Here is a 21965-nt window from a genome sequence, read left to right as displayed (position 1 = left end):
ATTAGATATAGAGCGAAGACTCACCCGGCGGACGGGTTTTGAAGCGGCGATGCAGCCACAAATATTGATCGGGGGCGCGCAGAATCTCTTTCTCAATGACTCTGTTCATAAACGCTGCCGCAGCGGCTTCGTCCTCATAGGGATAGCCTTCAAGTTCAGGCTGAATGATCAGCTGATAACCGCTTTTATCCTGATTACGAATCAGCACGATAGTCAGCATCGCCGGTTTTGCCAATCGAGACAAAACATAGGTGCCGTTGGTGGTCGCCGCTTGTTTAACAGCAAACAGCGGGGCAAACACGCTACCTTTCGGGCCATAATCCTGATCCGGTGCGAACCAAACCGCTTCGCCTTTTTTCAGCGCCTGCACCATTCCGCGCAGATCGCGACGATCGATCATTGCTTTGTTTGAACGCATGCGACCTTTAGTCTGTGCCCACTCCATCGCTTGATTATTATGTGGACGATACATCGCCATCATTGGCTGGCATAAACCAGTAATGCGGCCGCCAAGTTCCAGCGACATAAAGTGCACACCAATAACCATCACACCGCGCTGGTGGCTTTGTGCCTGCTGCAGATTTTCGAGACCGCTAACGTTGAAATAGCGACGTACGCGCGTATCGGACCAGAACCAGGCAATGCCGGTTTCTGCCAGCGCCATACCCAGTGATTCGAAGTTGCCGGCGATCATCGCTTCTTTCTTCGCTTCATCAATATGAGGGAAGCACAGCTCGATATTGCGACGGGTAATGCGTTCGCGCCGCTTCAGGAAGTGACGTGACAATTTGCCAGCGCCAGCGCCAAGCCGGATCAGAATGGGGTAAGGAAGTTGCACCAGCAGCCACAGAACACCTAGCCCAAACCAGGTAAACCAATAACGGGGATGCAGAAGTTTGGAACGGAACTGCCTGGATTTCGTCATAACGCCTTCATGTCGGGGAAAAATGTATCGCACGAAGAAAAAGGGTCCCTGAGTTCCTGGAGCGGTACAACTGTATTGATTACGACCACCACTTTAGCAAAAAGTGCCGTCAATGTTACCCTATCTCTGCAATCCTCAGGATTGAGCACATTTACGGTTAGAACGGGCTCATTCTATCACCTTTTATTCATTCCCTTTAAAAACAGCAGGGTAATCTCATCTTAAAGAAGTCAAATTACCCATCACGTGGTGGATTAGGAACTGTCTGTTAATAAGGAAACATTAATCTTTACGCTTTATTTACTTTGCACAGGAAGATTAAAGCGTTTGTCTTCTGGAAAAAGCTGATGACCGCGCTGATGCAGTCTCTGTTGCCATTCCATGTCTCCCTGCAATATGGCGATCTCAAGTAGTGAGAAGGTAACGTTGGCATCATGGTGCTTTTTCAGATATTCCTTTGCCCACAGTTTGAATTGGATTAATTGCCCGACATCTTTTGTGCTGTTGAACGTCATTAGACGATGAAGGCTTGCATCAAACTGATAGCGCTCCCATTGGGCGTAAGGATTAATAAGTTGCTCAGCATGGGAAAAATCAGCAAACCTATTGCGCTCAATTTGCGTCAGGATGGCATTGGTGTGCAAACCTGTTGCCGCAAAAACCATCAACGCGAGTGCAAAAAGGGCGACAAACCCAGCTGCGGCATAATGTGCCCACGGGTGCAGAGTCAGGCTTCGCAGATCTGACTCAGACTGCATCAGACGGATCAGCAGTAGTAATACCAGACCATGCGGCGCGGACTGGTAGAGCGGATACTCAAAAAGCAGATGTATCACGATAGGTAAGGTCATCGTCCATACCCTAAAGGCGCGTCGCCTTGCATAAGGGCTGCCGGTTACGACGGGCTTGAACCAAGCCAATATTATTAGCGCCATTCCCGCCAGCGCAATAACGCCATTTTCCACCCATTGAAAAAGGATTTCATTATGCGGGTGCGTTGGGGGACGAGAGTTCAATGAATGCGCCGTTTCCTCACGCACGTGCAGCAGATAATCGTGTTCAAAATGACCAGCACCCCAACCGCTTAAAGGATGTTCGGCGATCATATGCAGGCTGTGCATAATCATCTTCACTCGAACTGCCGTTGAATGGGTTTTATCCACTTTATTTAATCCTGCAATGGGGGCATACGCGAGCAGGGTCTGGCAAGCTACCACAATTGCTAATGCAATGGGGAAGCCAATCATGAGGTGTTGCCGCCAATGGCGATGCCGGCGGAATGCCCAGATAAGTAAAGCGCTACTGGCCGACGCACCAAGCCAGGCAACACGAGACTGGATGGTCACTAAAATCACCAGCAATACAGCCATGATCGCTGCCAGCAGTAAACGAAGCACGCCATGACGCGCCTTAAAGCTAAAATATAGTGCTAACGTCCAGCCTGTAGCCAGAAAACTACCCAGCAAATTTACCTGCTGGAAAATGCCATAGACGCGGGTGCCATCTGCCGGAAATTCCATCCAGTTATTCGCTCCCGTCATGAAGAGTTGGCATAGCGCCAGCATCGCTTGCGCTACGGCCGCAATCAGAATGCATACCAGCCAGAACCTCTTCACGTTCGGTGAAAGGGGGATTTGTAGCATGGCCAGGTAAAATAGCATTGCCAGGGCATAGGCAGTTAACTGGGGGAGTAAGGTCACATCATGATTGCCGTAAAACGTCCAGAGTATGGGCTGGCTAAGGAGCAGAAACGCTAGCAGCCATATCGGTGTCACCTTTGCCACTCGCACCCCGCCCGTTGAGGGGGAGAAAAAGAGGTATTTTATTGCCACGATAAAAATACAGATGGCCATAAAAATGAGCGTAATAAGATTTTGCGGCAGGCGAAAACCTGAACCGCCCATATTGGCAACGTAGACTTGCAGCATCAACATTAAGTCGATCGCCACGATCAGTGAGACGAGCAATGTAGTAAATGGGCGCTTGGAAAAAATAGGACTAAAATACATGGTTTTCTTCAAATTAATAAGCTGAGATGATGAGCGTGCCGGCGCCATTAAATGCGCCAGGTGCGACCGTACCATGAGTACGCAGCGTTGAGCTAAGCGTAAAAGTTGCCAGCGAGTTGGCCGAATTCACCTCAATATTAATGCCTTCAGAAGCATCTTGATCATTGACATTTAATTCAGTCTGCAAACTGTCATCCGAACGGAGCGAGACAATATTAGCCTCAAACCCTGTCGCGTAAATTTTTGCCGTTGCCGCTTTGCTACAGGAAAGTGTTAACTGCGTTTGAGCAGTATTACCATTTATGGTTTTATCAGAAACATAGCCGTGATAGAGATTAGTATCACCCAAAAGTGAACAGCTAACGGGATATTTATGATCTCTGATACATATATTATCAGGCAGGAAGGTTGCATCATGCCAATCATTTTGAAACGTTGCCAATCGGAAACATTTATATTCAGGTGATCTTCCATCTATTTGAAAATTATGTGCTGTCGATAAAGGATACTTAGCTTTATACGCTTTTCCCAGTTCACCAATGGTTTCATAGTTTTCCGCAGACAAGACATTTGGTGCATTAATGTCAACGGGTACATTATTTACTCCCGGAAAAGACGCGATTTTACAGCCCGGCTGCTTATAACACGGATTTTTCAAAGAGCTATCTTCATCCCAGTGGTCAACATATACAGAAAATGTAGTAAATTTCCCGCCCCAGGACAAATAACTATTATGACCGATGATGATGGCTTGTGATGATGCAGAAGTAATTATGAAAATAAAAAAAGAGATTAAATTTAAAATGCGCATTAGTGATACTCCAGTTCCAAAATTGCATTGGCATTGATTGTTCCGGGATGCAATGCGTTATTTTTAATGCTTTCATTGTCAGCAGACAGGAACAAGTCAAAAACCATTTTGTTTTCACCAGAATGGAAATTTTTCTCGACGCTTTTATTTATCGGAATGAAGATCCCTTTTTCTTCAACGCCAATGGCGATGCCTTTTGCGGTACTGGATGGATCAAGCATTATCATGCCTGCTTGTTGCGCATCCTCCGTTGCCTTAAAGGTGATTGAGAGTTTATCGGTTGCTGAGGTATCGCAACCCTGTAAAATAAGCGTTATGGGAATACCTGCGGTACGTTGATAGCGATAAAGAAATTTATTAATAACGCTTCCAAAATCAATGAAAATATCACTGCTGTTGGGGGCGAGCATGCAGGGTTCCTGCACCAATCCGCCCTTAAATGAGAAGTCAGCAGCTGCATAAGCGGTCACAGAACATGTCGATAGCAGGGCTATGGTTAACATAATATGGAAGCGCATAATCACTACTCGGACTGAATAATAAGCGTTGCCAGCGCATTAAAACGCCCGCTTTTCAGATCGCTGCCAGCCCGCTTTACCGGAACGGCATAAAACACAGGTTGCGTGGCATCATCAAGCGTAAAGCGTTGATTAATTATAATGGGTTGATTATTTTGCATTATCCTGATGCCTAAATCTTCCATCCCTGTGAATAACGCACTGGCATCAAAATTACTGGTTATGCCCGAAAACGCCAGTTCCAACTGTTTTCCCGGAGGGGTCCGGCACACGATGCTGATGGGAATACGCTGTTGATATCTCACACCATCAATATGATTTACTCCTACAGTATCACCAAAATCAATCTCTGCCGGCTTGTCATTATTTACTACGCAATTGACCCTGATAAGGGTGGCTGAAAAGTTTATTTTCACAGCATAAGAATAACAACAATAAATAAAGAGTGGCAATATGAGTAATGCAGTTTTCATTCACTGAGGCTCGACAATCAGTTGTGCGCTTATCGTTAGCTTACCCGGCAACGGTATTGAACCAGATTTTTTAACAGGAACCACCTTTAGCGAAAAATCCCCCGTCTGCACGTAATTGTATTTTTTGTTTATTTCAAGTGGAGTGCCATCTTTACCATTGATGAATTTTATTCCCACGTTAGTGATGTTAGTGCGTATTGCTGCTTTATCAAATATTGCTGCGCTACCAGATACACTGAAGTAAAGGTTTTCGGAATAGTTTTCGTCGCACTTAATCGACAGTGTCAGCAATTCCGTGTATTTCAGGCCATCTATTTCATTAATATCCACTCTGTCACCAAAGTTGACATCTATATCTTTGCTATTGTCAATTTTACACGGGACGTTAATCAGCTTTCCTGAAAAGTTGACACCTGCACTGGCGTTAGACAACGTGCTATGCAATGCAGAGGCAATGATCAGTATACAGAGCAGTTTTTTTGTAATCTGCATTCCACGTCTCCTTAACGAACATTTAATACCATGGTAGCGGTTGCAGTAAAGTTACCTGCTGTGACGTTGACATTGTTTTTAATCGGCACGGCAATCAATGTGTTTGATGTTCGCCAATCAATATTGTGTGCTTTATTTATTTCAATGTTTTTACCGTTCAAAATTAATTTAATACCCACGTTGCTGTTGGTGGTATAAATGACATTAGTATCAAACGCCGCCGCTGTAGCTGCGATATAAACTTCCTGCTCTCCGTTGAAAGCATCCGGACAAGAGACGGTGAACGGCACTGATTTGCTGAACCGGATACCATCAATTAATTGAATAATGATATCGCCGAAGTTCACGCTACTTTCTTGCTCACCATTCAAAGTGCATTGGGAGCTGACGATAATCCCCGACACATTAATTGGATATCTGGTGGTGCCGGGGATAACTTCTTCATACGGCGTGATCGGCGCTGAGAAGAGCATTTCGCAGCGCAGTAGTGCGAAAGATATGAACAGCCACTTCAAGCTGTTCATGGTTATTCGCGGCTATCAGTGACACGACACACATTGGCATTGCAACTGAATATCAATTTTGGCCGACCGCCAAAATCGTCGATATAGCTTAATACCGGATGCGAACCTAACTTACTGGCTTTGAGGTTAATAGCGGCACTGCTTTGTGGCGCAATCATAATCGGATCAAAATCATTCTCTTCTTTACCATCAACATGACTGGCTGCAGTAATCAGCGTGACATAATAACCGGTAGGATTTATCACCGTGTATTGATCACCGTTTTTTTTCAAGGTGAGTTGATTTTGTACAGGTTTGATTGAAGCCTGTGGATCGATCATTAATTTTTCTGGGCGATAAAACAATTTGATGCGTGTCTGCAACGCAATTTGTAACACGTTTTGTTTTTCACTGCGTGGCGGAATCTCTCGCAAATTAAAGTAAAACAAAGATTCACGATCCTGAGGCAATGATTTTGCGGCAGGTAAAGATTGGATTTTGATGGCGCTTTTATGTCCTGGCTCAATACGCTGAACGGGAGGGAGCGCCATAAGCGGCGACTTTATTTTTTTTCCTTGCTTATCTTCCAGCCAGCTTTGCGCCAGATACGGACGCGCTTTATTTTCATTGCTGATATTCAAACTGATTGAGCGTTCAGCGCCATCATAAATGACGCGGGTCCGATCCAATGCAATAGCAGCCAGCGCGCTCTGCGAAAAGATCATAGCGCCAAACAGCATCGCCACGGTAGCGAGAGAAGCCTTCAGGTTCATAATATTATTACTCACTCTATATGTCTGGTGTGATAGAGCGACAAATATTCAACAAACTTTAATGTGTAAGAATTATTCCCTTTCTGTACACGGAAGCAGCAGATTCGTTTCTCCACTCTCATCAGTGGGTAGTACTTTTGGCATGGCAATTTGGCATTGAATACTGCCGTTCCAACGGACATCCATCAGCGTTTCAGGGTTTACACCACTAAGCCAGACGCTGCCCATCTCATCAACAATACCGGTCTCACGCCCTTTACTTAATACGCTCGCGCCAAACGGAGGATAACTGCCATTACTCAGGCGAATCACCGCCATTAGCTTTTGCCCTTTAATTAATTTAAAGCGACGATAGCCAATGGCTCCTTCGGTTAAGGTTAATTGCAGAACGGGCGACTCCGCTTCAATCTCATCGCTAAGTTGGTTGATATCCAGATGTGCCTGATTACGTGTATAGCTACTGAAATCCGTCAGTACGGCTTTTCCAAGCTTGTTGCTATGAGTGGACACACCGGAAGACTTAATGGGCACATCACTGATGCCTTCAGTATCCAGCATCAGACGTGTGCCACCAGGTATTGTAGTGCGATGTAATGCTGCACCATGCGCTGTGGCCGTTAATCCCCCCAGCATGGACAGGGCCGCAGAGCGATACTGACCTGGTTTATAACTGGCGCTATAGTTCGTCAGCGTGGTATCGCCGGTATGCGTGTAATAGCCACTGTAAGTGCTTCGTTGTTGGTGATCGACATTGGCGCCTAAGCGATAGCTGTTGCGTTCATCCATGCGGTTATACCAACTCAGGCTATTCATTGGGCCGGTATCCGAATTCTGAGCATTGATATTTAAGCCCGACGAGGTCCCGAAAGGTACGTTCAGGCTCAAAAACACCCCGTCATCTTGTATACCTGAATTTTGTGTGCGATAGGCGGAGAGATTGAGACTGACGTTTTTAAAATTCCCCACATCGAAATAGCGCGCAAACGACATATTCCAACGGCTGATCGCCTGACGATTCCAGTAAGTCTGATAGTTATAATTTAAAAATGCGCTGACGCCGAGTGTGCGGAATTGCTTATTAAGTGAAACGGTATAGGTGTGCTTATTCGCTGCATTATTGCGAATAAGCAAATTTTTACGGCTTGCCTCAAGATATTGATTTAGACTGAGATAGCTTTTCTCCGAAAAGCGATAACCTGTGAAGGTCACTTGCGTGTCATAGTTCTCGAAGCGTTTAGAATAACTCAGGCTATAGGAGCCGCCAGAGCGTGCTTTGTTGTGAGGCAGCTTTGCATAAGATTGAGTTGCGGTGAGTGCTAACGCCCCAAACGAGAAGAGGTCACGCCCTGCACCCAGTGACGCGGCATGATAATTTCCAGAAGATAATCCGCCCCCGAGCAGCGACCAACCGTTACTAATACCCCATGAAAATTCCCCTGCCATTAACATTTCATTCTGCAGATGAAATCTATCGTCTGTCGTTTGCCCTACCGCCGCTTTAAAGCGAACCTGGCCTGGGCGGCTAAGATAGGGAATGGATGCGGTTTCAACCTGGAAGGTCTGAACGCTGCCATCTTGCTCTTCAACTTTGACATCCAGAGTGCCACTAATAGAGTCGCTTAAGTCCTGAATAATAAAAGGACCGGGAGCAACCTGGCTTTCATATAACACACGTCCAGCGTGGCTAATGGTGACTTTTGCATTGGTCTTCGCTATGCCGCGGACTTCCGGTGCGTAGCCACGCAAGTTGGGGGGTAACTGGTTGTCATCACTGAAAAGGCCGGCGCCAACATAGCGTGCGTTCTCAAACACATCACTGGCGAGGTCATTTTGGCCAACAGTTAATTTTGCGCCCCAGGGCTTGATTGCTCTGAATGCCTGATATTGATTCCAGTTAAAAGTAGAGGTTTTGGTGTTATTGGCAGTGTAATAATTACCATTCCAGAACGCACGCATACGCCAGTGACCGGCGTTGACACCCACCACGCCATTACCGCTTAATTCGCGTGTTTCACTGCCTTTTGTCGGGGAGGAGTAATTGAAATTGGTGTTATAATCTGCAATAAATCCAGCAATCCCCTCATCCCAGCGTGAAGGGGGATCCCAGTTAGCGGCTTGATATTCAATATACGCCTGAGGAACACTCACGTAGAGCGTTGATGACGCTAAATCAGGACGCAAAATGATACCCGGCATAATATCAAGCCGGGCACATTGTTCATTATTCCAGTAGGTAACTTTATCTAACCAAGCCTTCTTTAAACCGAAGCCTGCCATCATTTGTGGCGTCAAACAGGCGACGGTTTCCTTTTCATCATGTTCAGACGGTAAAAAGATTATCTCCTCTGCGGACGATTCAATATCATTAATCTTAATTGCCATGTCATATTGACCAGGCATCATATAACCTGCGCGGGAAAACTGACTCATATCAATATTTTCCCGATCGGAGAGATCCATATTGTCCAGGTTAAACTCAACTTCCTCTGCTAATGTGCTGCTAATTGCACTGGTAAAAAAAGCCAATGACAAACCAGCAACTAACGGGCGTAAGCGCCAGTTATTTTGAAAAGAAAATGAGTTCCTGGTATGGACTGACATACTACTAACACCTTGGCGAAATTAAAAAGAGATGCGTAGATTGCGCATGTCTCTGATTAGCTTGGGAAATAATTACTGATAATCCAGGCCAAAATCGACGGTGCTCTGATATACCCCCGGTGTGATGGTTGCAGAGGGACCATCGCCCTGTAGATATGCAGAGAACGACAAAGTATTGCTACCACTCTGCAGAGTCATGGTTGATGGCTGACCCAATTTAATTAGCTTGCCTGAGCCATCTGTCAGGCCAATGCTTGCCCCACCAACGGTACCGGTCATCCCAATCAGAGTCGGTGCGGCTTCAGATGCCATGGCGGTAAAGGTCACTTTCACATCTTTACCTGCGGTGAAATCGCAATTCTCCAGTTTGATGTTGAACGGTACCGGTGTTGATTTACCACCCGCTGCCAGCTGCTTTTTCGATACCTGGCCCAGATCAATGGTTTGATCCTGCGAGCCTGGGTTGATTGAACAAGGTGCATCAATAATTGAGCCCTTGATGGTGACAGTACCCCCGCCCTGGCTAATGGCAGCGTTAGCCAGGCTAGCGGTAATCATCACTCCCAAGCCGAGTGCAACTACGATTTTGTTAAATTTCATAATGTTTACCTATTCCTATGTTGATTTTTGAAGGCACAAAGGAAATGAACCACGTCAGTGATGAACATAAAATTCATTTTCCTTATACGATCCATTGCATGTGCCTAATAGTATGGCGACAGGTTTCTCGATAAATTAATAGGAGAAATAAAATTTTAATGTCATAAAAAATGTTTATAAATAGAACGTCTTTTCTTTTTTTAAAGACAGGCCTTATGCGCAGCGAAGGAAATAAATTTTTTTAGAATTATTTAATGTGATTCTTATGCATTGCCTGATAAGAATTATGGTCTTTTTATGGATAGCTTTCTCTGCCCCTTAGCGGGGGTTATATTGTATTAATCAATATATTCGACAGTGAATACGCTGTTATTCATGGCATGCCCGCAAACATTGTGATGGAACAAACCTTATATGAATAATGCCGGCTGACCGGGCGTATGATAGGGGGCAATTTTGAAGCGGTAGATCCGGGTTTTAATGGCACGCATCTCGATGGATCAAAAATGGTGCCTGGGGCGCGGCAACAGCGGAAAACGCCTGCCGTTTGGTACAAATGGGGGCCAAAATTTTGGTTCTGACGGGCAATCCTAATTACGGTATGAGCAATCGGTAACCAGCATTCATCGTCAAGCCCGTAGGATTACAGACTTGACGTTATTAATGGAATGCGTGATTACTCAATATTCTGAATCTGCTCGCGCATCTGCTCAATCAACACTTTCAACTCAATCGCTGATGTCGTGATCTCGGCATTAATCGATTTCGAAGCCAGCGTGTTCGACTCGCGGTTGAACTCCTGCATCATAAAGTCGAGGCGGCGGCCAACGGCTTCTTTCTTTTTCAGGATGTTGTAGGTCTCTTTGACGTGCGCATCCAGGCGATCCAGCTCTTCCGAAACATCGGTGCGCTGCGCCATCATCACCAGCTCTTGCTCGAGGCGATTATTTTCCAGCTGCACTTCGGCTTCTTCCAGCTTGGTGACCAGACGCTCGCGCTGCCATTTGATCACTTCTGGCATCTGCGCGCGCACTTTGCTGACTTCGTGCGATACGCCTTCCAGACGCTGTTCAATCATCGCTTTCAGCGCGGTGCCTTCGCTTTCACGCGCTTCGATAAAGTCATCTAATGCGCCATCCAGCGCCACCAGCAGTTCGGCGTTGATGGCGTCGAGATCCTGCTCTTGCGCGGACATCACGCCTGGCCAACGCAGAATATCCAGCGGATTAATCGCGCCTTCATCACTCTGCATCTTCACCCAGTTGGCGGCCTGCACCAGCTGTTTGGCCAGCGATTCATTCAGCTGCAGTTCGCCTTGCGCGCTGGCATCGGCGTCATAACGCAGGTTGCATTCGATTTTACCGCGCGTCAGGCGATTACGGATGCGCTCGCGGATGACCGGCTCCAGGCCACGAAATTGCTCCGGCAGACGGATATAGGTTTCCAGATAGCGCTGGTTAACCGAACGGATTTCCCAGGCGGCGCTGCCCCAGTGGCCTTTGGCTTCGCGGCGGGCGTAAGCGGTCATACTGCGGATCATAATCGTCTTCTCTTTTTCAGAAATGTTGGGTGAAGTATAGCGAGGCAGCCTCGACGCTAACAGGCATAAGCGCACTTAAGCGTGAATAACAAAAAATTACCTCTTTTACCGACAGACACTTATGCTTAGCGCTGGTTCGCTTAAAAGGATGAAGTGATGTTCCGCTCTCTGGCTCTTCCTGCTTTATTAACCTTACTGCTCGCTGGCTGTCAGGCTCCGTCGACGAAAACGCATCAGATCCCGCCCAACACCGCGCCGGTTGCGGTATGCGGTTCTGGTGACGTGATGATGCAAACAACGTTGTGGTTTGGCATGAACAAACCGAAAGGTGGCATCGTCAGCAGCAGCGAATGGCAGCAGTTTGTCGATAACGATGTGACGCCGCGTTTCAAAGACGGTTTATCGGTATATGACGCCAAAGGTCAGTGGCTGGGCGAGAACGGTAAGCTGGCGCGGGAAAACAGCAAAGCGTTGATGCTGATTCACACTCCGGATGTGGCGAGCTCTGACAGCATCAATAAGCTTCGTGACGTTTATAAACAGCGTTTCGAGCAGGAATCGGTGATGCGGGTTGATTCGCTGGTGTGCGTGGCGTTTTAAAAATGGCGGCCATGCAGCCGCCATGCGTTATCAGATAAACAACCCGGCGAATGCGGCCGACAGCAAGCTCACCAGCGTGGAGCCATACACCAGCTTCCAGCCAAAGCGTGAAACCACATTGCCCTGTTTTTCGTTCAGGCCTTTAATCGCACCGGCAACGATGCCGATTGAGGCGAAGTTAGCGAACGACACCAGGAACACTGACAGAATCCCCAGTCCGCGTGGCGTCATTTCAGCCGCCACTTTCTTCAGCTCGATCATCGCGACAAATTCATTCGCTACCAGTTTGGTGGCCATAATACTCGCCGCCTGCAAAGCATCGGCGGAGGGAATGCCAACCAGCCACGCAAACGGATAGAAAACGTAGCCGAGTAAATGCTGGAAGCTGTAACCAAATACTGACGCAAACAGCGCATTGATCGCCGCAATCAGCGCGATAAAGCCAATCAGCATCGCCATGATGATCATCGCCACTTTAAAGCCGGCGAGAATGTATTCGCCCAGCATCTCAAAGAAGCTCTGATCTTCATGCAGCTTATCCAGCGCAATCTGCTCCTCGTTTTCCGGGCGGGTTGGATTGATGATCGACAGGATAATAAAGGTGCTGAACATATTAAGCAGCAGCGCCGCAACCACATATTTGGCATCAATCATCGACATATACGCGCCAACAATCGACAGCGAAACCGTCGACATCGCCGTCGCCGCCATGGTGTACATGCGTGGCGCGGAAATATCGGCGAGAATGCCTTTATAGGCAATGAAGTTTTCCGACTGGCCGAGAATCAAGGTGCTGACGGCGTTAAACGATTCCAGCTTGCCCATGCCATTCACTTTTGACAACAGAGTGCCAACGGCGCGAATCAGCAGCGGCAGAATGCGCCAGTGCTGCAAAATGCCGATCAGTGCGGAAATAAACACAATCGGGCAGAGCACGCCGAGGAAAATAAAGGCTAATCCCTGATCTGCCATATTGCCGAAGACAAAGTTGGTCCCTTGCGCGGCGTAGGTTAATAAGATTTCAAAGAAGCCGCCCACCGCAGTGACTACCGATTGGCCGCCCGCCGAGTGCAGGAAGAACCAGCCCAGCGCGGCTTCGACAATCAGCAGCTGAATAATAAAGCGGGGACGAATGCGTTTGCGGTCGTGGCTGACCAATAGCGCAAGGGCAAAAATCACCACCAGCGCCAGCAGGAAATGGAGTATCGCGATCATCATTTATCTTTTTAAGGGAGGAAACGCGCATTTAGCCACAGCCACCACAGAATTTCATCCAGGATTGTGGCGATCGCGGACGGGACAGCCGCAGCTGAAGCCCGTATAATGCGCAGCCAAACCTAAGCAAGCCGGAGAGAAACCATGCGTCCAGCAGGCCGTAGTGCATCTGAAACACGTCCCGTCACACTCACTCGTCACTACACCAAACATGCAGAAGGCTCTGTGCTCGTTGAATTCGGCGAAACCAAAGTGTTGTGCACCGCAACCGTCGAAGAGAGCGTGCCGCGTTTCCTCAAAGGCAAAGGTCAAGGCTGGATCACCGCGGAATACGGCATGCTGCCGCGTTCGACCCATAGCCGCATGGCGCGTGAAGCCGCCAAAGGCAAACAGGGCGGACGTACGCTAGAGATTCAACGTCTGATCGCCCGTTCACTGCGCGCAGCAGTGGATTTGCAAGCGCTGGGTGAATTCACCATCACGCTGGATTGCGACGTGATTCAGGCCGATGGCGGTACGCGTACTGCATCTATTACCGGCGCCTGTGTGGCGCTGGCCGATGCGTTGAATGCGCTGGTTGCTGCGGGCAAGCTGAAAGCCAGCCCGCTGAAAGGCATGGTGGCGGCGATTTCTGTGGGCATCGTCGGCGGTGAAGCGCTGTGCGATCTGGAGTATGTGGAAGATTCCGCCGCAGAAACTGACATGAACGTGGTGATGACCGAAGACGGCCGCATGATTGAAGTGCAGGGCACCGCAGAAGGTGAGCCCTTCAGCCACGACGAGTTACTGCAGCTGCTGGCGCTGGCGCGAGGCGGCATTGAGCAGTTGATTCAGGCGCAGAAAGCGGCGCTAACTAATTGATGTAACAGGCGACCATAGAGTCGCCTTTTCTTTATTTGAGGAGTGAGAAATGAAAGCCTGGCAGCGTCAGTTTATTGAATTCGCCCTGAACAAAGGGGTGCTGAAGTTTGGTGAGTTCACCCTGAAATCGGGACGTAAAAGCCCCTATTTCTTCAATGCCGGTCTGTTTAATACCGGTCGCGATTTAGCGCTGTTAGGCCGTTTCTACGCGCAGGCGCTCGTTGATGGCGGCGTTGATTTCGATCTGCTGTTTGGCCCGGCGTACAAAGGCATCCCAATTGCCACCACTACCGCGGTGGCGCTGGCCGATCATCATGAACGTGACGTGCCTTACTGCTTCAACCGCAAAGAAGCCAAAGATCACGGCGAAGGCGGTTTGCTGGTGGGCAGCCCGCTGCAAGGCAAAGTGATGCTGGTGGATGATGTGATCACCGCCGGTACCGCGATTCGTGAATCAATGGATATCATCAGTGCGCACAACGCGACATTGGCGGGCGTGTTGATTTCGCTGGATCGTCAGGAACGCGGCCGCAGCGATATTTCGGCGATTCAGGAAGTGGAACGTGACTATAAGTGCAAAGTCACGGCGATTATTACCCTAGCTGAGCTGATTGATTACCTGGAAGAGAAGCCGGAGATGGCTGACCATCTGGCGAAAGTGCGCGCGTATCGTAAAGAGTACGGGATTTAATTATTCGGGAAAGGTGCGTTCGGTAATGAGGTCGGCATTTATGCCGACCTGGCCCTTTTAAACCAACTGCGCCGCCATCAGCGGCCAGCGGCTCTCGAAATCTGCGGTCGGGCGAAAGCGGAATTCGGAGCGCACATAGCGCGACAACAGCCCTTCACAAAACGCCAGTAACTGGCTCGCCAGCAGCGTTTCGTCGTTCTGGAAACCTTCACCATCACGCATTTTCTTCTCGCGCATTACCTGACGCAGCTGCACTTCAATACGCTCAAACAGCTGATTAATACGCCCTTGCAAGCGATCCTGTTCAAACATCAGCGCGTGGCCGGTCAAAATACGCGTCAGCCCCGGATTACGCTCACCAAATCCCAGAATCAGCTGCACGATTAAACGCAGGCGCGTCAGCGTCTCTTTTTCATCTTTCAGGATCAGATTGATGCGGGTAATCAGACTGTCTTCAATAAACTCGATCAGGCTGTCAAACATGCGCGTTTTGCTGGGAAAGTGGCGATAAAGCGCCGCTTCCGACACGCCGACATTCGCAGCCAGCTTCGCGGTGGTGATGCGCTGACTGCCATCGCCCGACTCCAGCATTTGCGCCAGCGCCTGCAAAATCTCTTCGCGACGATTCCGTTTCGCGACTTTTTTTTCTGCCATGACCTTCAACACCCCTGAAATTCACCAAAACAGGCAATACTGCCTCATCTGCCACAGATATAGCGGCCTGTGGCGACAAGAAATAAAAAGATGGCTAAGCGAAAAGTGTCGCGTGTTACTGACGGCCTGAGTGACCGAAGCCGCCTGCGCCGCGGTCGCTGGTGTCAAAATCTTCCACCAGGTTAAATTCGGCCTGCACGACCGGCACGAAGACCAGTTGTGCTAAACGGTCGCCTGGCTGCAGCGTGAAGCTGTCCTGGCCGCGGTTCCACACGGAAACCATCAGCTGACCCTGATAATCGGAGTCGATCAAACCGACCAGGTTGCCCAACACGATGCCATGTTTATGGCCAAGACCGGAGCGCGGCAAAATCACGGCTGCAAGAGCAGGATCGGCAATGTGAATCGCCAGACCGGTGGGAACCAGTGTGGTCATGCCGGGTGTGATTTCCAGTGTATCATCCAGGCAGGCGCGTAAATCGAGGCCTGCGGAACCAGAGGTTGCATAAGTCGGCAGCGGGAATTCGTTGCCCACGCGTGCATCAAGAATTTTAACGTCGATTTTTTTCATCATAACGGCTGACAATCTCGTCTATTAATTGTTGGCCAAGGAGCGTCTTATCACTGAGCGGTAAGACTTTTTCTCCTTCCTGCCAAAAAAGGTGAAGAGCATTGGTGTCGCTATTGAAGCCCTGACCCGCCTGCGCCACATCGTTGGCACAAATCAGATCCAGGTTTTTTCGCACCCGTTTTTGCCGCGCGTATTCTTCCACATTCTGGGTTTCGGCAGCAAATCCCACAACATAAGGGCGATTTTCCTGCAGCGCCGCGACGCCTGCGACAATATCGGGGTTCTTCACCAACTGCAGCGTGACGCTATCGTCGCCACCCTGTTTTTTGATTTTCTCTGCGGCAATGTTAGCCGCCCGGTAGTCTGCCACGGCTGCGCTGGCAATGAAAATATGTTGTTGCTGGATTTGCGCCATCACCGCCGCCTCCATCTCCAGCGCGCTGTCAACGTCCACGCGTTGTACGCCAGCTGGCGTTGGCAGCGCCACCGGGCCGGTAACCAATGTCACCTTCGCACCGCGTTTGGCCGCAGCCGCAGCAATCGCAAAGCCCATCTTGCCCGAGCTGTGATTGCTGATATACCGCACCGGGTCCAGCGCTTCGCGGGTTGGACCGGCGGTGATCATAATGCTGAGATGTTGCAGATCGTTGACGGGCGCAGCCCACTCCAGTGCGTGCGCCACAATCGCCAGCGGATCGAGCATGCGGCCGGGACCCACATCGCCGCACGCCTGGCTGCCGCTGTCGGGGCCCCAGATCAGCATGCCGCGCTGCTGCAGACGCTGCAGGTTCTCTTGCGTGATCGCCGCGCGGTACATCTGTTGATTCATGGCCGGGACGATGGCAACCGGCGCTGCGCTTGCCAGGCACGCGGTGGTGACCAAATCATTCGCCATGCCGGCAGTGACGCGGGCAATCAGATCGGCGCTAGCCGGCGCCAGCACAATTAAATCGGCCCATTTCGCCAGTTCAATATGGCCCATCGCCGCTTCGGCTGCCGGGTCGAGCAAATCATCAAATACCGGATAACCGGAAACCGCCTGCAGGCTCAGCGGAGTAATAAAGGCCCTGGCCGCTTCGGTCATCATTACGCGCACATCAGCACCGCGATCGCGCAGCCGACGCACCAGCTCCGGCGCTTTGTATGCAGCAATGCCGCCGCTCACGCCCAGCAGAATTTTCTTTCCAGCTAATCCCGTCATGTTGTTCGCCTCAAAGCAGATTGCCGCGTCAGGGGCGGCAGATGCAGGCAACTTTATCACAAAATCCGCAGTGCGCCTTTTCACTGCCTGCGGCCTTTGCGAGCTGGCTCTGAAATCGTTCAGCGCGTGCTGGCGCTGACGGTGGCTGACGCGCAGAATCGCCGCATCGCAGGGAGGAGATGGTCATGACGGAACTGGCACCACGGGAAAAACTGATGTTAATGGGCGCTGAAGTGTTGAGTGATGCTGAGCTGCTGGCGATTTTTTTGCGTACCGGCATCAGCGGCACCAGCGTGCTGCTGTTGGCGCATCAGATGTTGAACGAGTTTGGTTCGCTCTATCGCATTATGACGGCCAGCAAAGAGGAACTCGGGCAGATTAAAGGCGTGGGTAGTGCCAAAATGACGCAGCTGTATGCCATCGCCGAGCTGGGAAGGCGATTTTTTGCCAGCCAGCTGGCGCGGGAAAACGTGATGGAGAATCCGCAGGTGACGCGCCATTACCTGCAAAGCGTGCTGGCGCATCAGGAGCGCGAAGTGTTTATGGCGCTGTTCCTCGATAATCAGCACCGCGTGTTGCAGGCGCAGAAGATGTTTTCCGGCTCGATTGCCAGCGTGGAGGTTCACCCGCGCGAAATCGTGCGCGAAGCGCTGAAACTTAACGCGGCGGCGGTGATTCTGGCGCACAATCACCCGTCGGGAATCGCTGAACCCAGTCGCGCCGACCGCGATATTACGGGAAAAGTCGGGCAAGCGTGCGCGCTGCTCAATATCCGTTTACTTGATCATTTGGTGATTGGTCACGGCGAGTTTACCTCTTTCGCCGAGCGCGGTTGGTTGTAATTCATCGATTCAACTGAACAGAAATAGGGCATTTTTGCGCGATCCAGAGGGATCTTTATCTGTTCGGGACTTGAGCACTCGGGCTGAGCGGCGTATACTACGCCACCTTTGAGAATCTCGGGTTTGGCGTTTGGGCCAGCTTAGCGGGTTCACATGGAACTCGCCTGGGCGGGCTAAGGCCTGACGAGGCGGCCAAAACCTAGTTTTTAAAGCTCGAGCTGATTTGATTTTTGGAGAATAGAAATGTCACGAGTCTGCCAGGTAACTGGAAAGCGTCCGGTAACGGGTAATAACCGTTCCCACGCAATGAACGCGACGAAACGCCGTTTCCTGCCGAACCTGCACTCTCACCGTTTCTGGGTTGAGAGCGAAAAGCGCTTCGTTACTCTGCGTGTATCTGCTAAAGGTATGCGTGTTATTGATAAAAAGGGCATCGATACGGTTCTGACCGAAATCCGCGCCCGTGGTGAGAAGTACTAAGGAACTGAATCATGGCTAAAGGTATTCGTGAGAAGATCAAGCTGGTTTCCTCTGCTGGTACAGGTCACTTCTATACCACCACGAAGAACAAACGTACTAAACCAGAGAAATTAGAACTGAAAAAGTTCGATCCGGTTGTACGTCAGCACGTGATCTACAAAGAAGCTAAAATTAAGTAATTTTAGTGTTCTGTGAAAAACCCGGCTTCGGCCGGGTTTTTTGTTTCTGCGATTCGTTGAGGAGATGAGATGCCTGAATTACCTGAGGTAGAAACCAGTCGTCGCGGTATCGAACCCCACATGGTCGGTGCCACGATTCTGCATGCGGTGGTGCGCAATTCACGTTTGCGCTGGCCGGTTTCGCATGAAATCCACGCGCTGAGCGACCAACCCGTATTGAGCGTGCAGCGTCGCGCTAAATATCTGCTGCTCGAACTGCCGCATGGCTGGATCATCATTCACCTCGGCATGTCCGGCAGTCTGCGCGTGCTACCCGGCGAACAACCGGCCGCCAAACATGACCACGTCGATTTGGTGATGAGCAACGGCAAAGTGTTGCGCTACACCGATCCACGTCGCTTTGGCGCCTGGCTGTGGAGCAATGACCTCGCAGGCAGCAGCGTGCTGGCGCATCTCGGTCCGGAACCGCTCAGCAGCGAATTTGATGGCGCCTATCTGTTTGAAAAGTCACGCGGCAAACGCACCGTGATTAAACAGTGGCTGATGGATAACAAAGTGGTGGTGGGCGTCGGGAACATCTACGCCAGCGAATCGCTGTTTACCGCCGGGATCTTGCCCGATCGTTCGGCAATGAGTTTGAGTCAGGAAGAGGCCGAGCTGCTGGTTAACACCATTAAAGCGGTGTTATTACGTTCGATTGAGCAGGGCGGCACCACGCTACGAGATTTCCTGCAAACGGACGGTAAGCCAGGCTACTTCGCGCAGGAGTTGCAGGTTTATGGTCGCGCCGGCGAACCTTGTCGTGCCTGCGGTACGCCGATTGTCAGCGGCAAACATGGTCAGCGCAGCACCTTCTGGTGTCCACGCTGCCAGCACTGAGTTAAGGCTGCGCCAGTCGCGCCAGTAACGCCTTGTGCACAACGGCAGGCAGAAATGCCTGCACGTCACCGGCATGGCGCGCGACTTCTTTGACCAGCGAAGAAGAGACGAACGAGAAACCTTCTGACGGCATCAGAAACACGCTCTCCAGCGTGGGCAACAGATGACGATTCATCTGCGCCAGCTGCAGCTCATATTCGAAATCCGATACCGCACGCAATCCACGCACCAGCACATTGGCATTCTGCGCCTGGGCAAAGTTCGCCATCAGGTCGCTAAACCCGATTACTTCGACATTCGGCAGATGTGCCGTCACCTGACGCGCCATATCTACGCGCTCATCGAGACTAAACAGCGGCTTTTTACTCGGGCTGGCGGCAATCGCCACGACGATGCGGTCAAACATCTTCGCTGCGCGCGTCACAATATCCAGATGACCCAACGTGAAGGGATCAAAGGTGCCGGGATAAATCGCTTTCGTACTCATACGCGACCTTGTGTTGAGGTGTGATGCAGCGCCCAGAGCGCCGAGTATTTGTTGAAAGTGTACTGCGCATTAACCACCGCCAGAATCCAGCCCTGTTTGCCATCGAGAAAACCCGCACGCAGCAGCAGGGTTTTAACGAATGCGCCGAGCGTGTGGCTAAAGATCGACAACAAGCCGCAGCGTTTGCCGCGCTGGAAACGCTCATTTGCCCAGGCTTCGGCATAGTTCATCTGCTTACGCTGAAACGCAATCAGGTCACGACAGGTGAGATGTTGCAGATCGCCCGCCAGCTTCACTACCGGCGCACCCTGCGTCTCCAGTGATTCATGCACCAGATTGTCGTTGTAATTGAACTTGCGCGGATAGAGGCGCATAACGCGATCGGGATACCAGCCGCTGTGGCGCATAAAGCGGCCAAGAAACAGGTTGCTGCGACCGAGGCTGTAAACATTGTCCGAGGCAGGCTGTGCGAGAACCTGCTCGATAGCGCGACGCAATTCGGGTGTAACGCGCTCGTCGGCATCGATCATCAAAATCATCTCGCCTTGCGCATGGGCCTGAGCGCGCTGGCGCTGCTTGCCAAATCCCTGCCAGCCTTCAGCCTGGAAAACCTGCGCGCCCTGTTCGCGTGCGACCTGCACCGTGTTGTCGCTGCTGCCGGAATCGAGCACCACAATCTCATCCGCCCAGCTGACAGAAGCCAGCGCCTCCGGCAGCAGTTCAGCTTCGTTTTTGGCGATCATCACCACGGAGAGACGTTGGCGTTGCGACATGAATTAGTGAGCTCGCGGCGGTAAGTGAGGTTCGAGTAACTGTAGCAGACGCTGTAATGCGCCCTGATTTTGATGCAGCACTTCCACAGCATGACGGCCGTAATAGCGGCGATAATCGTCATCCTGCAGCAGGTTAGCGACCTCTTTCTGCAGCGATACCACGTCAGTGACGGTAATCAGCCCTTCGGCCTGCTGCAGCTTGGCGCAGATATCTTTGAAGTTCCAGATGTGCGGGCCCATCAATACCGGAATGGCATGTGCTGCCGGTTCCAGCGGATTGTGGCCGCCGCGCTCAACCAGGCTGCCGCCAACAAAGGCGAGGTCGGCGATGCCGTACAGCATCATCAGTTCGCCCATGGTGTCGCCAATGACCACCTGCGTGGAGCTTGATGGAATTTCGCCGCTGCTACGCAGGATAAAGCTGAAGCCGCGTTTTTGTGTCAGGTCGCAGGCATCTTTGAAACGTTCCGGATGGCGCGGCACCAAAATCAGCAGCAGATCGGGGAACTGCTGCAGCAGACGACGATGAGCATCGAGCACAATTGCCTCTTCGCCTTCGTGGGTGCTGGTCGCGATCCACACCGGACGACGCGACGCCCACTGACGACGCAGCGTGACCGCTTTTGCCGCCAGCTCTGGCGTTACGGAGATATCAAACTTGAGGCTGCCGGTAACGGTGAGATGCGAACGTTTCAGGCCAAGGCTGAGGAAACGGTCGCCATCTTCGGCGTTTTGCGCGGCAATCAGCGTGATGCGCTGCAGCAGGTCGCGCATAAAGCCGCCGAGCTTCTTGTAGCCTTTGGCCGAGCGCTCAGACAGGCGCGCGTTGGCAATCACCAGCGGAATCTTGCGCTGATGCAGAATACGGATAATGTTTGGCCACAGCTCGGTTTCCATGATGATTACTAGTCGCGGATCGACGGTATCGAGGAAACGGTTAATCGAACCTGGCAGATCGTAGGGCAGGTAAACGTGGTGCACATCCTTGCCAAACGCGGACTGCGCACGTTCGGAGCCGGTTGGCGTCATGGTGGTGACGGTAATCGGCAGCGTTGGATAGCGGTGGCGCAGCGCGCGCACCAGCGGCACTGCCGCCAGCGTTTCGCCGACGGAAACCGAGTGCAGCACAATGCCATGCGGCAGTACTTTTCCGCTGCAATAGCCGTAGCGTTCTGCCCAGCGTTTACGATAGGCCGGTGCTTTTCGACCGCGCAGCCACAGGCGCAGCCAGATCAGTGGCTGAATCAGGTAGAGCAAGGCTGTGTATAGAGTCGTCATAGTTACCGT

At 50.9% G+C, this 21965-nt stretch carries 25 protein-coding genes; 7 read left to right on the top strand and 18 right to left on the bottom strand.

Going from position 1 to position 21965, the window contains the following annotated elements; all coding sequences use genetic code 11:
• Position 1: 1 nt before the first annotated feature.
• From lpxP to K5Y32_RS24365, 11 genes are all read right to left on the bottom strand, one after another.
• Positions 2-925 carry a kdo(2)-lipid IV(A) palmitoleoyltransferase gene (gene lpxP, locus K5Y32_RS24415; RefSeq protein WP_222186111.1) on the bottom strand — a complete coding sequence of 308 codons (924 nt, stop codon included), beginning with the start codon at positions 923-925 and terminating at the stop codon, positions 2-4.
• 296 nt (positions 926-1221) lie between these two features.
• On the bottom strand, positions 1222-2982 hold the full coding sequence (locus tag K5Y32_RS24410; RefSeq protein WP_222186110.1) for a PglL family O-oligosaccharyltransferase: 1761 nt from the start codon (positions 2980-2982) through the stop codon (positions 1222-1224).
• The gene (locus tag K5Y32_RS24405) at positions 2948-3745 is read right to left on the bottom strand and encodes a hypothetical protein (protein WP_222186109.1); all 798 of its coding nucleotides are present in this window, start codon (positions 3743-3745) and stop codon (positions 2948-2950) included. The genes K5Y32_RS24410 and K5Y32_RS24405 overlap by 35 nt, the downstream gene beginning before the upstream one ends.
• Positions 3745-4248 (bottom strand): fimbrial protein, encoded by a 504-nt coding sequence (locus K5Y32_RS24400; RefSeq protein WP_255602833.1) that lies wholly within the window; start codon positions 4246-4248, stop codon positions 3745-3747. The genes K5Y32_RS24405 and K5Y32_RS24400 overlap by 1 nt, the downstream gene beginning before the upstream one ends.
• A gap of 20 nt (positions 4249-4268) precedes the next feature.
• Entirely contained in the window at positions 4269-4736 is a 468-nt protein-coding gene (locus K5Y32_RS24395; protein ID WP_222186107.1) for a fimbrial protein, read from the bottom strand.
• Positions 4737-5228 carry a fimbrial protein gene (locus tag K5Y32_RS24390; protein ID WP_222186106.1) on the bottom strand — a complete coding sequence of 164 codons (492 nt, stop codon included), beginning with the start codon at positions 5226-5228 and terminating at the stop codon, positions 4737-4739.
• 11 nt (positions 5229-5239) lie between these two features.
• Positions 5240-5752: a fimbrial protein gene (locus K5Y32_RS24385; RefSeq protein ID WP_222186105.1), complete on the bottom strand. Its 513-nt coding sequence runs from the start codon at positions 5750-5752 to the stop codon at positions 5240-5242.
• Between the two features lie 2 nt (positions 5753-5754).
• Positions 5755-6507 carry a fimbria/pilus periplasmic chaperone gene (locus K5Y32_RS24380; RefSeq protein ID WP_370635138.1) on the bottom strand — a complete coding sequence of 251 codons (753 nt, stop codon included), beginning with the start codon at positions 6505-6507 and terminating at the stop codon, positions 5755-5757.
• A gap of 69 nt (positions 6508-6576) precedes the next feature.
• Positions 6577-9105 (bottom strand): fimbria/pilus outer membrane usher protein, encoded by a 2529-nt coding sequence (locus K5Y32_RS24375; RefSeq protein ID WP_222186104.1) that lies wholly within the window; start codon positions 9103-9105, stop codon positions 6577-6579.
• 72 nt (positions 9106-9177) lie between these two features.
• A complete protein-coding gene (locus tag K5Y32_RS24370) occupies positions 9178-9705 on the bottom strand; it encodes a fimbrial protein (protein ID WP_222186103.1) in 528 nt (175 codons plus the stop codon).
• A 676-nt stretch (positions 9706-10381) separates the two neighbouring features.
• A complete protein-coding gene (locus K5Y32_RS24365; RefSeq protein ID WP_061720336.1) occupies positions 10382-11245 on the bottom strand; it encodes a YicC/YloC family endoribonuclease in 864 nt (287 codons plus the stop codon).
• A gap of 156 nt (positions 11246-11401) precedes the next feature.
• On the opposite strand from K5Y32_RS24365, the gene K5Y32_RS24360 reads away from it, so the two are divergent.
• Positions 11402-11845: a DUF3574 domain-containing protein gene (locus K5Y32_RS24360; RefSeq protein ID WP_210081787.1), complete on the top strand. Its 444-nt coding sequence runs from the start codon at positions 11402-11404 to the stop codon at positions 11843-11845.
• Between the two features lie 30 nt (positions 11846-11875).
• Here the strand turns inward: K5Y32_RS24360 and K5Y32_RS24355 are convergent, their stop codons facing one another.
• Entirely contained in the window at positions 11876-13060 is a 1185-nt protein-coding gene (locus K5Y32_RS24355) for a NupC/NupG family nucleoside CNT transporter (RefSeq protein ID WP_222186127.1), read from the bottom strand.
• A 144-nt stretch (positions 13061-13204) separates the two neighbouring features.
• Between K5Y32_RS24355 and rph the strand changes: the two genes are divergently transcribed.
• Positions 13205-13921, top strand: coding sequence for a ribonuclease PH (rph, locus tag K5Y32_RS24350; protein WP_101760691.1), 717 nt, complete (start codon positions 13205-13207; stop codon positions 13919-13921).
• A 49-nt stretch (positions 13922-13970) separates the two neighbouring features.
• Positions 13971-14612, top strand: a complete 642-nt coding sequence (gene pyrE / locus K5Y32_RS24345) for an orotate phosphoribosyltransferase (protein ID WP_008109749.1) — start codon at positions 13971-13973, stop codon at positions 14610-14612.
• Between the two features lie 57 nt (positions 14613-14669).
• Here the strand turns inward: pyrE and slmA are convergent, their stop codons facing one another.
• The 3 genes from slmA to coaBC form a co-directional block, all read right to left on the bottom strand.
• Positions 14670-15266 (bottom strand): nucleoid occlusion factor SlmA, encoded by a 597-nt coding sequence (gene slmA / locus K5Y32_RS24340; protein ID WP_008109747.1) that lies wholly within the window; start codon positions 15264-15266, stop codon positions 14670-14672.
• A 115-nt stretch (positions 15267-15381) separates the two neighbouring features.
• Positions 15382-15840, bottom strand: coding sequence for a dUTP diphosphatase (dut, locus tag K5Y32_RS24335; RefSeq protein ID WP_222186102.1), 459 nt, complete (start codon positions 15838-15840; stop codon positions 15382-15384).
• Positions 15818-17038 carry a bifunctional phosphopantothenoylcysteine decarboxylase/phosphopantothenate--cysteine ligase CoaBC gene (gene coaBC / locus K5Y32_RS24330; RefSeq protein ID WP_222186101.1) on the bottom strand — a complete coding sequence of 407 codons (1221 nt, stop codon included), beginning with the start codon at positions 17036-17038 and terminating at the stop codon, positions 15818-15820. The genes dut and coaBC overlap by 23 nt, the downstream gene beginning before the upstream one ends.
• A 185-nt stretch (positions 17039-17223) precedes the next feature.
• On the opposite strand from coaBC, the gene radC reads away from it, so the two are divergent.
• The 4 genes from radC (at position 17224) to mutM (ending at position 19418) form a co-directional block, all read left to right on the top strand.
• A complete protein-coding gene (gene radC / locus K5Y32_RS24325; RefSeq protein ID WP_101760688.1) occupies positions 17224-17880 on the top strand; it encodes a DNA repair protein RadC in 657 nt (218 codons plus the stop codon).
• Between the two features lie 243 nt (positions 17881-18123).
• The gene (rpmB, locus tag K5Y32_RS24320) at positions 18124-18360 is read left to right on the top strand and encodes a 50S ribosomal protein L28 (RefSeq protein WP_007885297.1); all 237 of its coding nucleotides are present in this window, start codon (positions 18124-18126) and stop codon (positions 18358-18360) included.
• 11 nt (positions 18361-18371) lie between these two features.
• A complete protein-coding gene (rpmG, locus tag K5Y32_RS24315) occupies positions 18372-18539 on the top strand; it encodes a 50S ribosomal protein L33 (RefSeq protein WP_001051798.1) in 168 nt (55 codons plus the stop codon).
• 69 nt (positions 18540-18608) lie between these two features.
• The gene (gene mutM, locus K5Y32_RS24310) at positions 18609-19418 is read left to right on the top strand and encodes a bifunctional DNA-formamidopyrimidine glycosylase/DNA-(apurinic or apyrimidinic site) lyase (RefSeq protein ID WP_222186100.1); all 810 of its coding nucleotides are present in this window, start codon (positions 18609-18611) and stop codon (positions 19416-19418) included.
• A 1-nt stretch (position 19419) separates the two neighbouring features.
• Here the strand turns inward: mutM and coaD are convergent, their stop codons facing one another.
• From coaD to waaA, 3 genes are read right to left on the bottom strand one after another with little or no spacing between them, the layout of a single operon-like run.
• Complete coding sequence (coaD, locus tag K5Y32_RS24305) at positions 19420-19905, bottom strand: pantetheine-phosphate adenylyltransferase (protein ID WP_110868213.1); 486 nt, start codon at positions 19903-19905, stop codon at positions 19420-19422.
• A complete protein-coding gene (locus K5Y32_RS24300; protein WP_222186099.1) occupies positions 19902-20678 on the bottom strand; it encodes a glycosyltransferase family 2 protein in 777 nt (258 codons plus the stop codon). Before K5Y32_RS24300 ends, coaD begins: the two co-directional genes overlap by 4 nt.
• 3 nt (positions 20679-20681) lie before the next feature.
• A complete protein-coding gene (waaA, locus tag K5Y32_RS24295; RefSeq protein WP_101760684.1) occupies positions 20682-21956 on the bottom strand; it encodes a lipid IV(A) 3-deoxy-D-manno-octulosonic acid transferase in 1275 nt (424 codons plus the stop codon).
• Positions 21957-21965 lie beyond the last annotated feature (9 nt).

It is taken from the genome of Pantoea sp. DY-15 (genome assembly GCF_019795935.1).
GTDB lineage: Bacteria > Pseudomonadota > Gammaproteobacteria > Enterobacterales > Enterobacteriaceae > Pantoea > Pantoea leporis.
The sequence above is the reverse complement of the archived record's forward strand: the minus strand, read 5'-3'. Positions and strand labels throughout refer to the sequence as shown.

What these genes read in the sequence shown, in the direction of transcription:
- K5Y32_RS24375 (WP_222186104.1), bottom strand. Translation starts at nt 9,105, where the DNA reads ATGTCAGTCCATACCAGGAACTCATTTTCTTTTCAAAATAACTGGCGC.
- coaD (WP_110868213.1), bottom strand. Translation starts at nt 19,905, where the DNA reads ATGAGTACGAAAGCGATTTATCCCGGCACCTTTGATCCCTTCACGTTG.
- K5Y32_RS24390 (WP_222186106.1), bottom strand. Translation starts at nt 5,228, where the DNA reads ATGCAGATTACAAAAAAACTGCTCTGTATACTGATCATTGCCTCTGCA.
- slmA (WP_008109747.1), bottom strand. Translation starts at nt 15,266, where the DNA reads ATGGCAGAAAAAAAAGTCGCGAAACGGAATCGTCGCGAAGAGATTTTG.
- rpmB (WP_007885297.1), top strand. Translation starts at nt 18,124, where the DNA reads ATGTCACGAGTCTGCCAGGTAACTGGAAAGCGTCCGGTAACGGGTAAT.
- mutM (WP_222186100.1), top strand. Translation starts at nt 18,609, where the DNA reads ATGCCTGAATTACCTGAGGTAGAAACCAGTCGTCGCGGTATCGAACCC.
- lpxP (WP_222186111.1), bottom strand. Translation starts at nt 925, where the DNA reads ATGACGAAATCCAGGCAGTTCCGTTCCAAACTTCTGCATCCCCGTTAT.
- rph (WP_101760691.1), top strand. Translation starts at nt 13,205, where the DNA reads ATGCGTCCAGCAGGCCGTAGTGCATCTGAAACACGTCCCGTCACACTC.
- K5Y32_RS24360 (WP_210081787.1), top strand. Translation starts at nt 11,402, where the DNA reads ATGTTCCGCTCTCTGGCTCTTCCTGCTTTATTAACCTTACTGCTCGCT.
- K5Y32_RS24355 (WP_222186127.1), bottom strand. Translation starts at nt 13,060, where the DNA reads ATGATCGCGATACTCCATTTCCTGCTGGCGCTGGTGGTGATTTTTGCC.
- K5Y32_RS24400 (WP_255602833.1), bottom strand. Translation starts at nt 4,248, where the DNA reads ATGTTAACCATAGCCCTGCTATCGACATGTTCTGTGACCGCTTATGCA.
- radC (WP_101760688.1), top strand. Translation starts at nt 17,224, where the DNA reads ATGACGGAACTGGCACCACGGGAAAAACTGATGTTAATGGGCGCTGAA.
- coaBC (WP_222186101.1), bottom strand. Translation starts at nt 17,038, where the DNA reads ATGACGGGATTAGCTGGAAAGAAAATTCTGCTGGGCGTGAGCGGCGGC.
- K5Y32_RS24395 (WP_222186107.1), bottom strand. Translation starts at nt 4,736, where the DNA reads ATGAAAACTGCATTACTCATATTGCCACTCTTTATTTATTGTTGTTAT.
- K5Y32_RS24365 (WP_061720336.1), bottom strand. Translation starts at nt 11,245, where the DNA reads ATGATCCGCAGTATGACCGCTTACGCCCGCCGCGAAGCCAAAGGCCAC.
- pyrE (WP_008109749.1), top strand. Translation starts at nt 13,971, where the DNA reads ATGAAAGCCTGGCAGCGTCAGTTTATTGAATTCGCCCTGAACAAAGGG.
- waaA (WP_101760684.1), bottom strand. Translation starts at nt 21,956, where the DNA reads ATGACGACTCTATACACAGCCTTGCTCTACCTGATTCAGCCACTGATC.
- dut (WP_222186102.1), bottom strand. Translation starts at nt 15,840, where the DNA reads ATGATGAAAAAAATCGACGTTAAAATTCTTGATGCACGCGTGGGCAAC.
- K5Y32_RS24410 (WP_222186110.1), bottom strand. Translation starts at nt 2,982, where the DNA reads ATGGCGCCGGCACGCTCATCATCTCAGCTTATTAATTTGAAGAAAACC.
- K5Y32_RS24300 (WP_222186099.1), bottom strand. Translation starts at nt 20,678, where the DNA reads ATGTCGCAACGCCAACGTCTCTCCGTGGTGATGATCGCCAAAAACGAA.
- rpmG (WP_001051798.1), top strand. Translation starts at nt 18,372, where the DNA reads ATGGCTAAAGGTATTCGTGAGAAGATCAAGCTGGTTTCCTCTGCTGGT.
- K5Y32_RS24370 (WP_222186103.1), bottom strand. Translation starts at nt 9,705, where the DNA reads ATGAAATTTAACAAAATCGTAGTTGCACTCGGCTTGGGAGTGATGATT.
- K5Y32_RS24405 (WP_222186109.1), bottom strand. Translation starts at nt 3,745, where the DNA reads ATGCGCATTTTAAATTTAATCTCTTTTTTTATTTTCATAATTACTTCT.
- K5Y32_RS24385 (WP_222186105.1), bottom strand. Translation starts at nt 5,752, where the DNA reads ATGAACAGCTTGAAGTGGCTGTTCATATCTTTCGCACTACTGCGCTGC.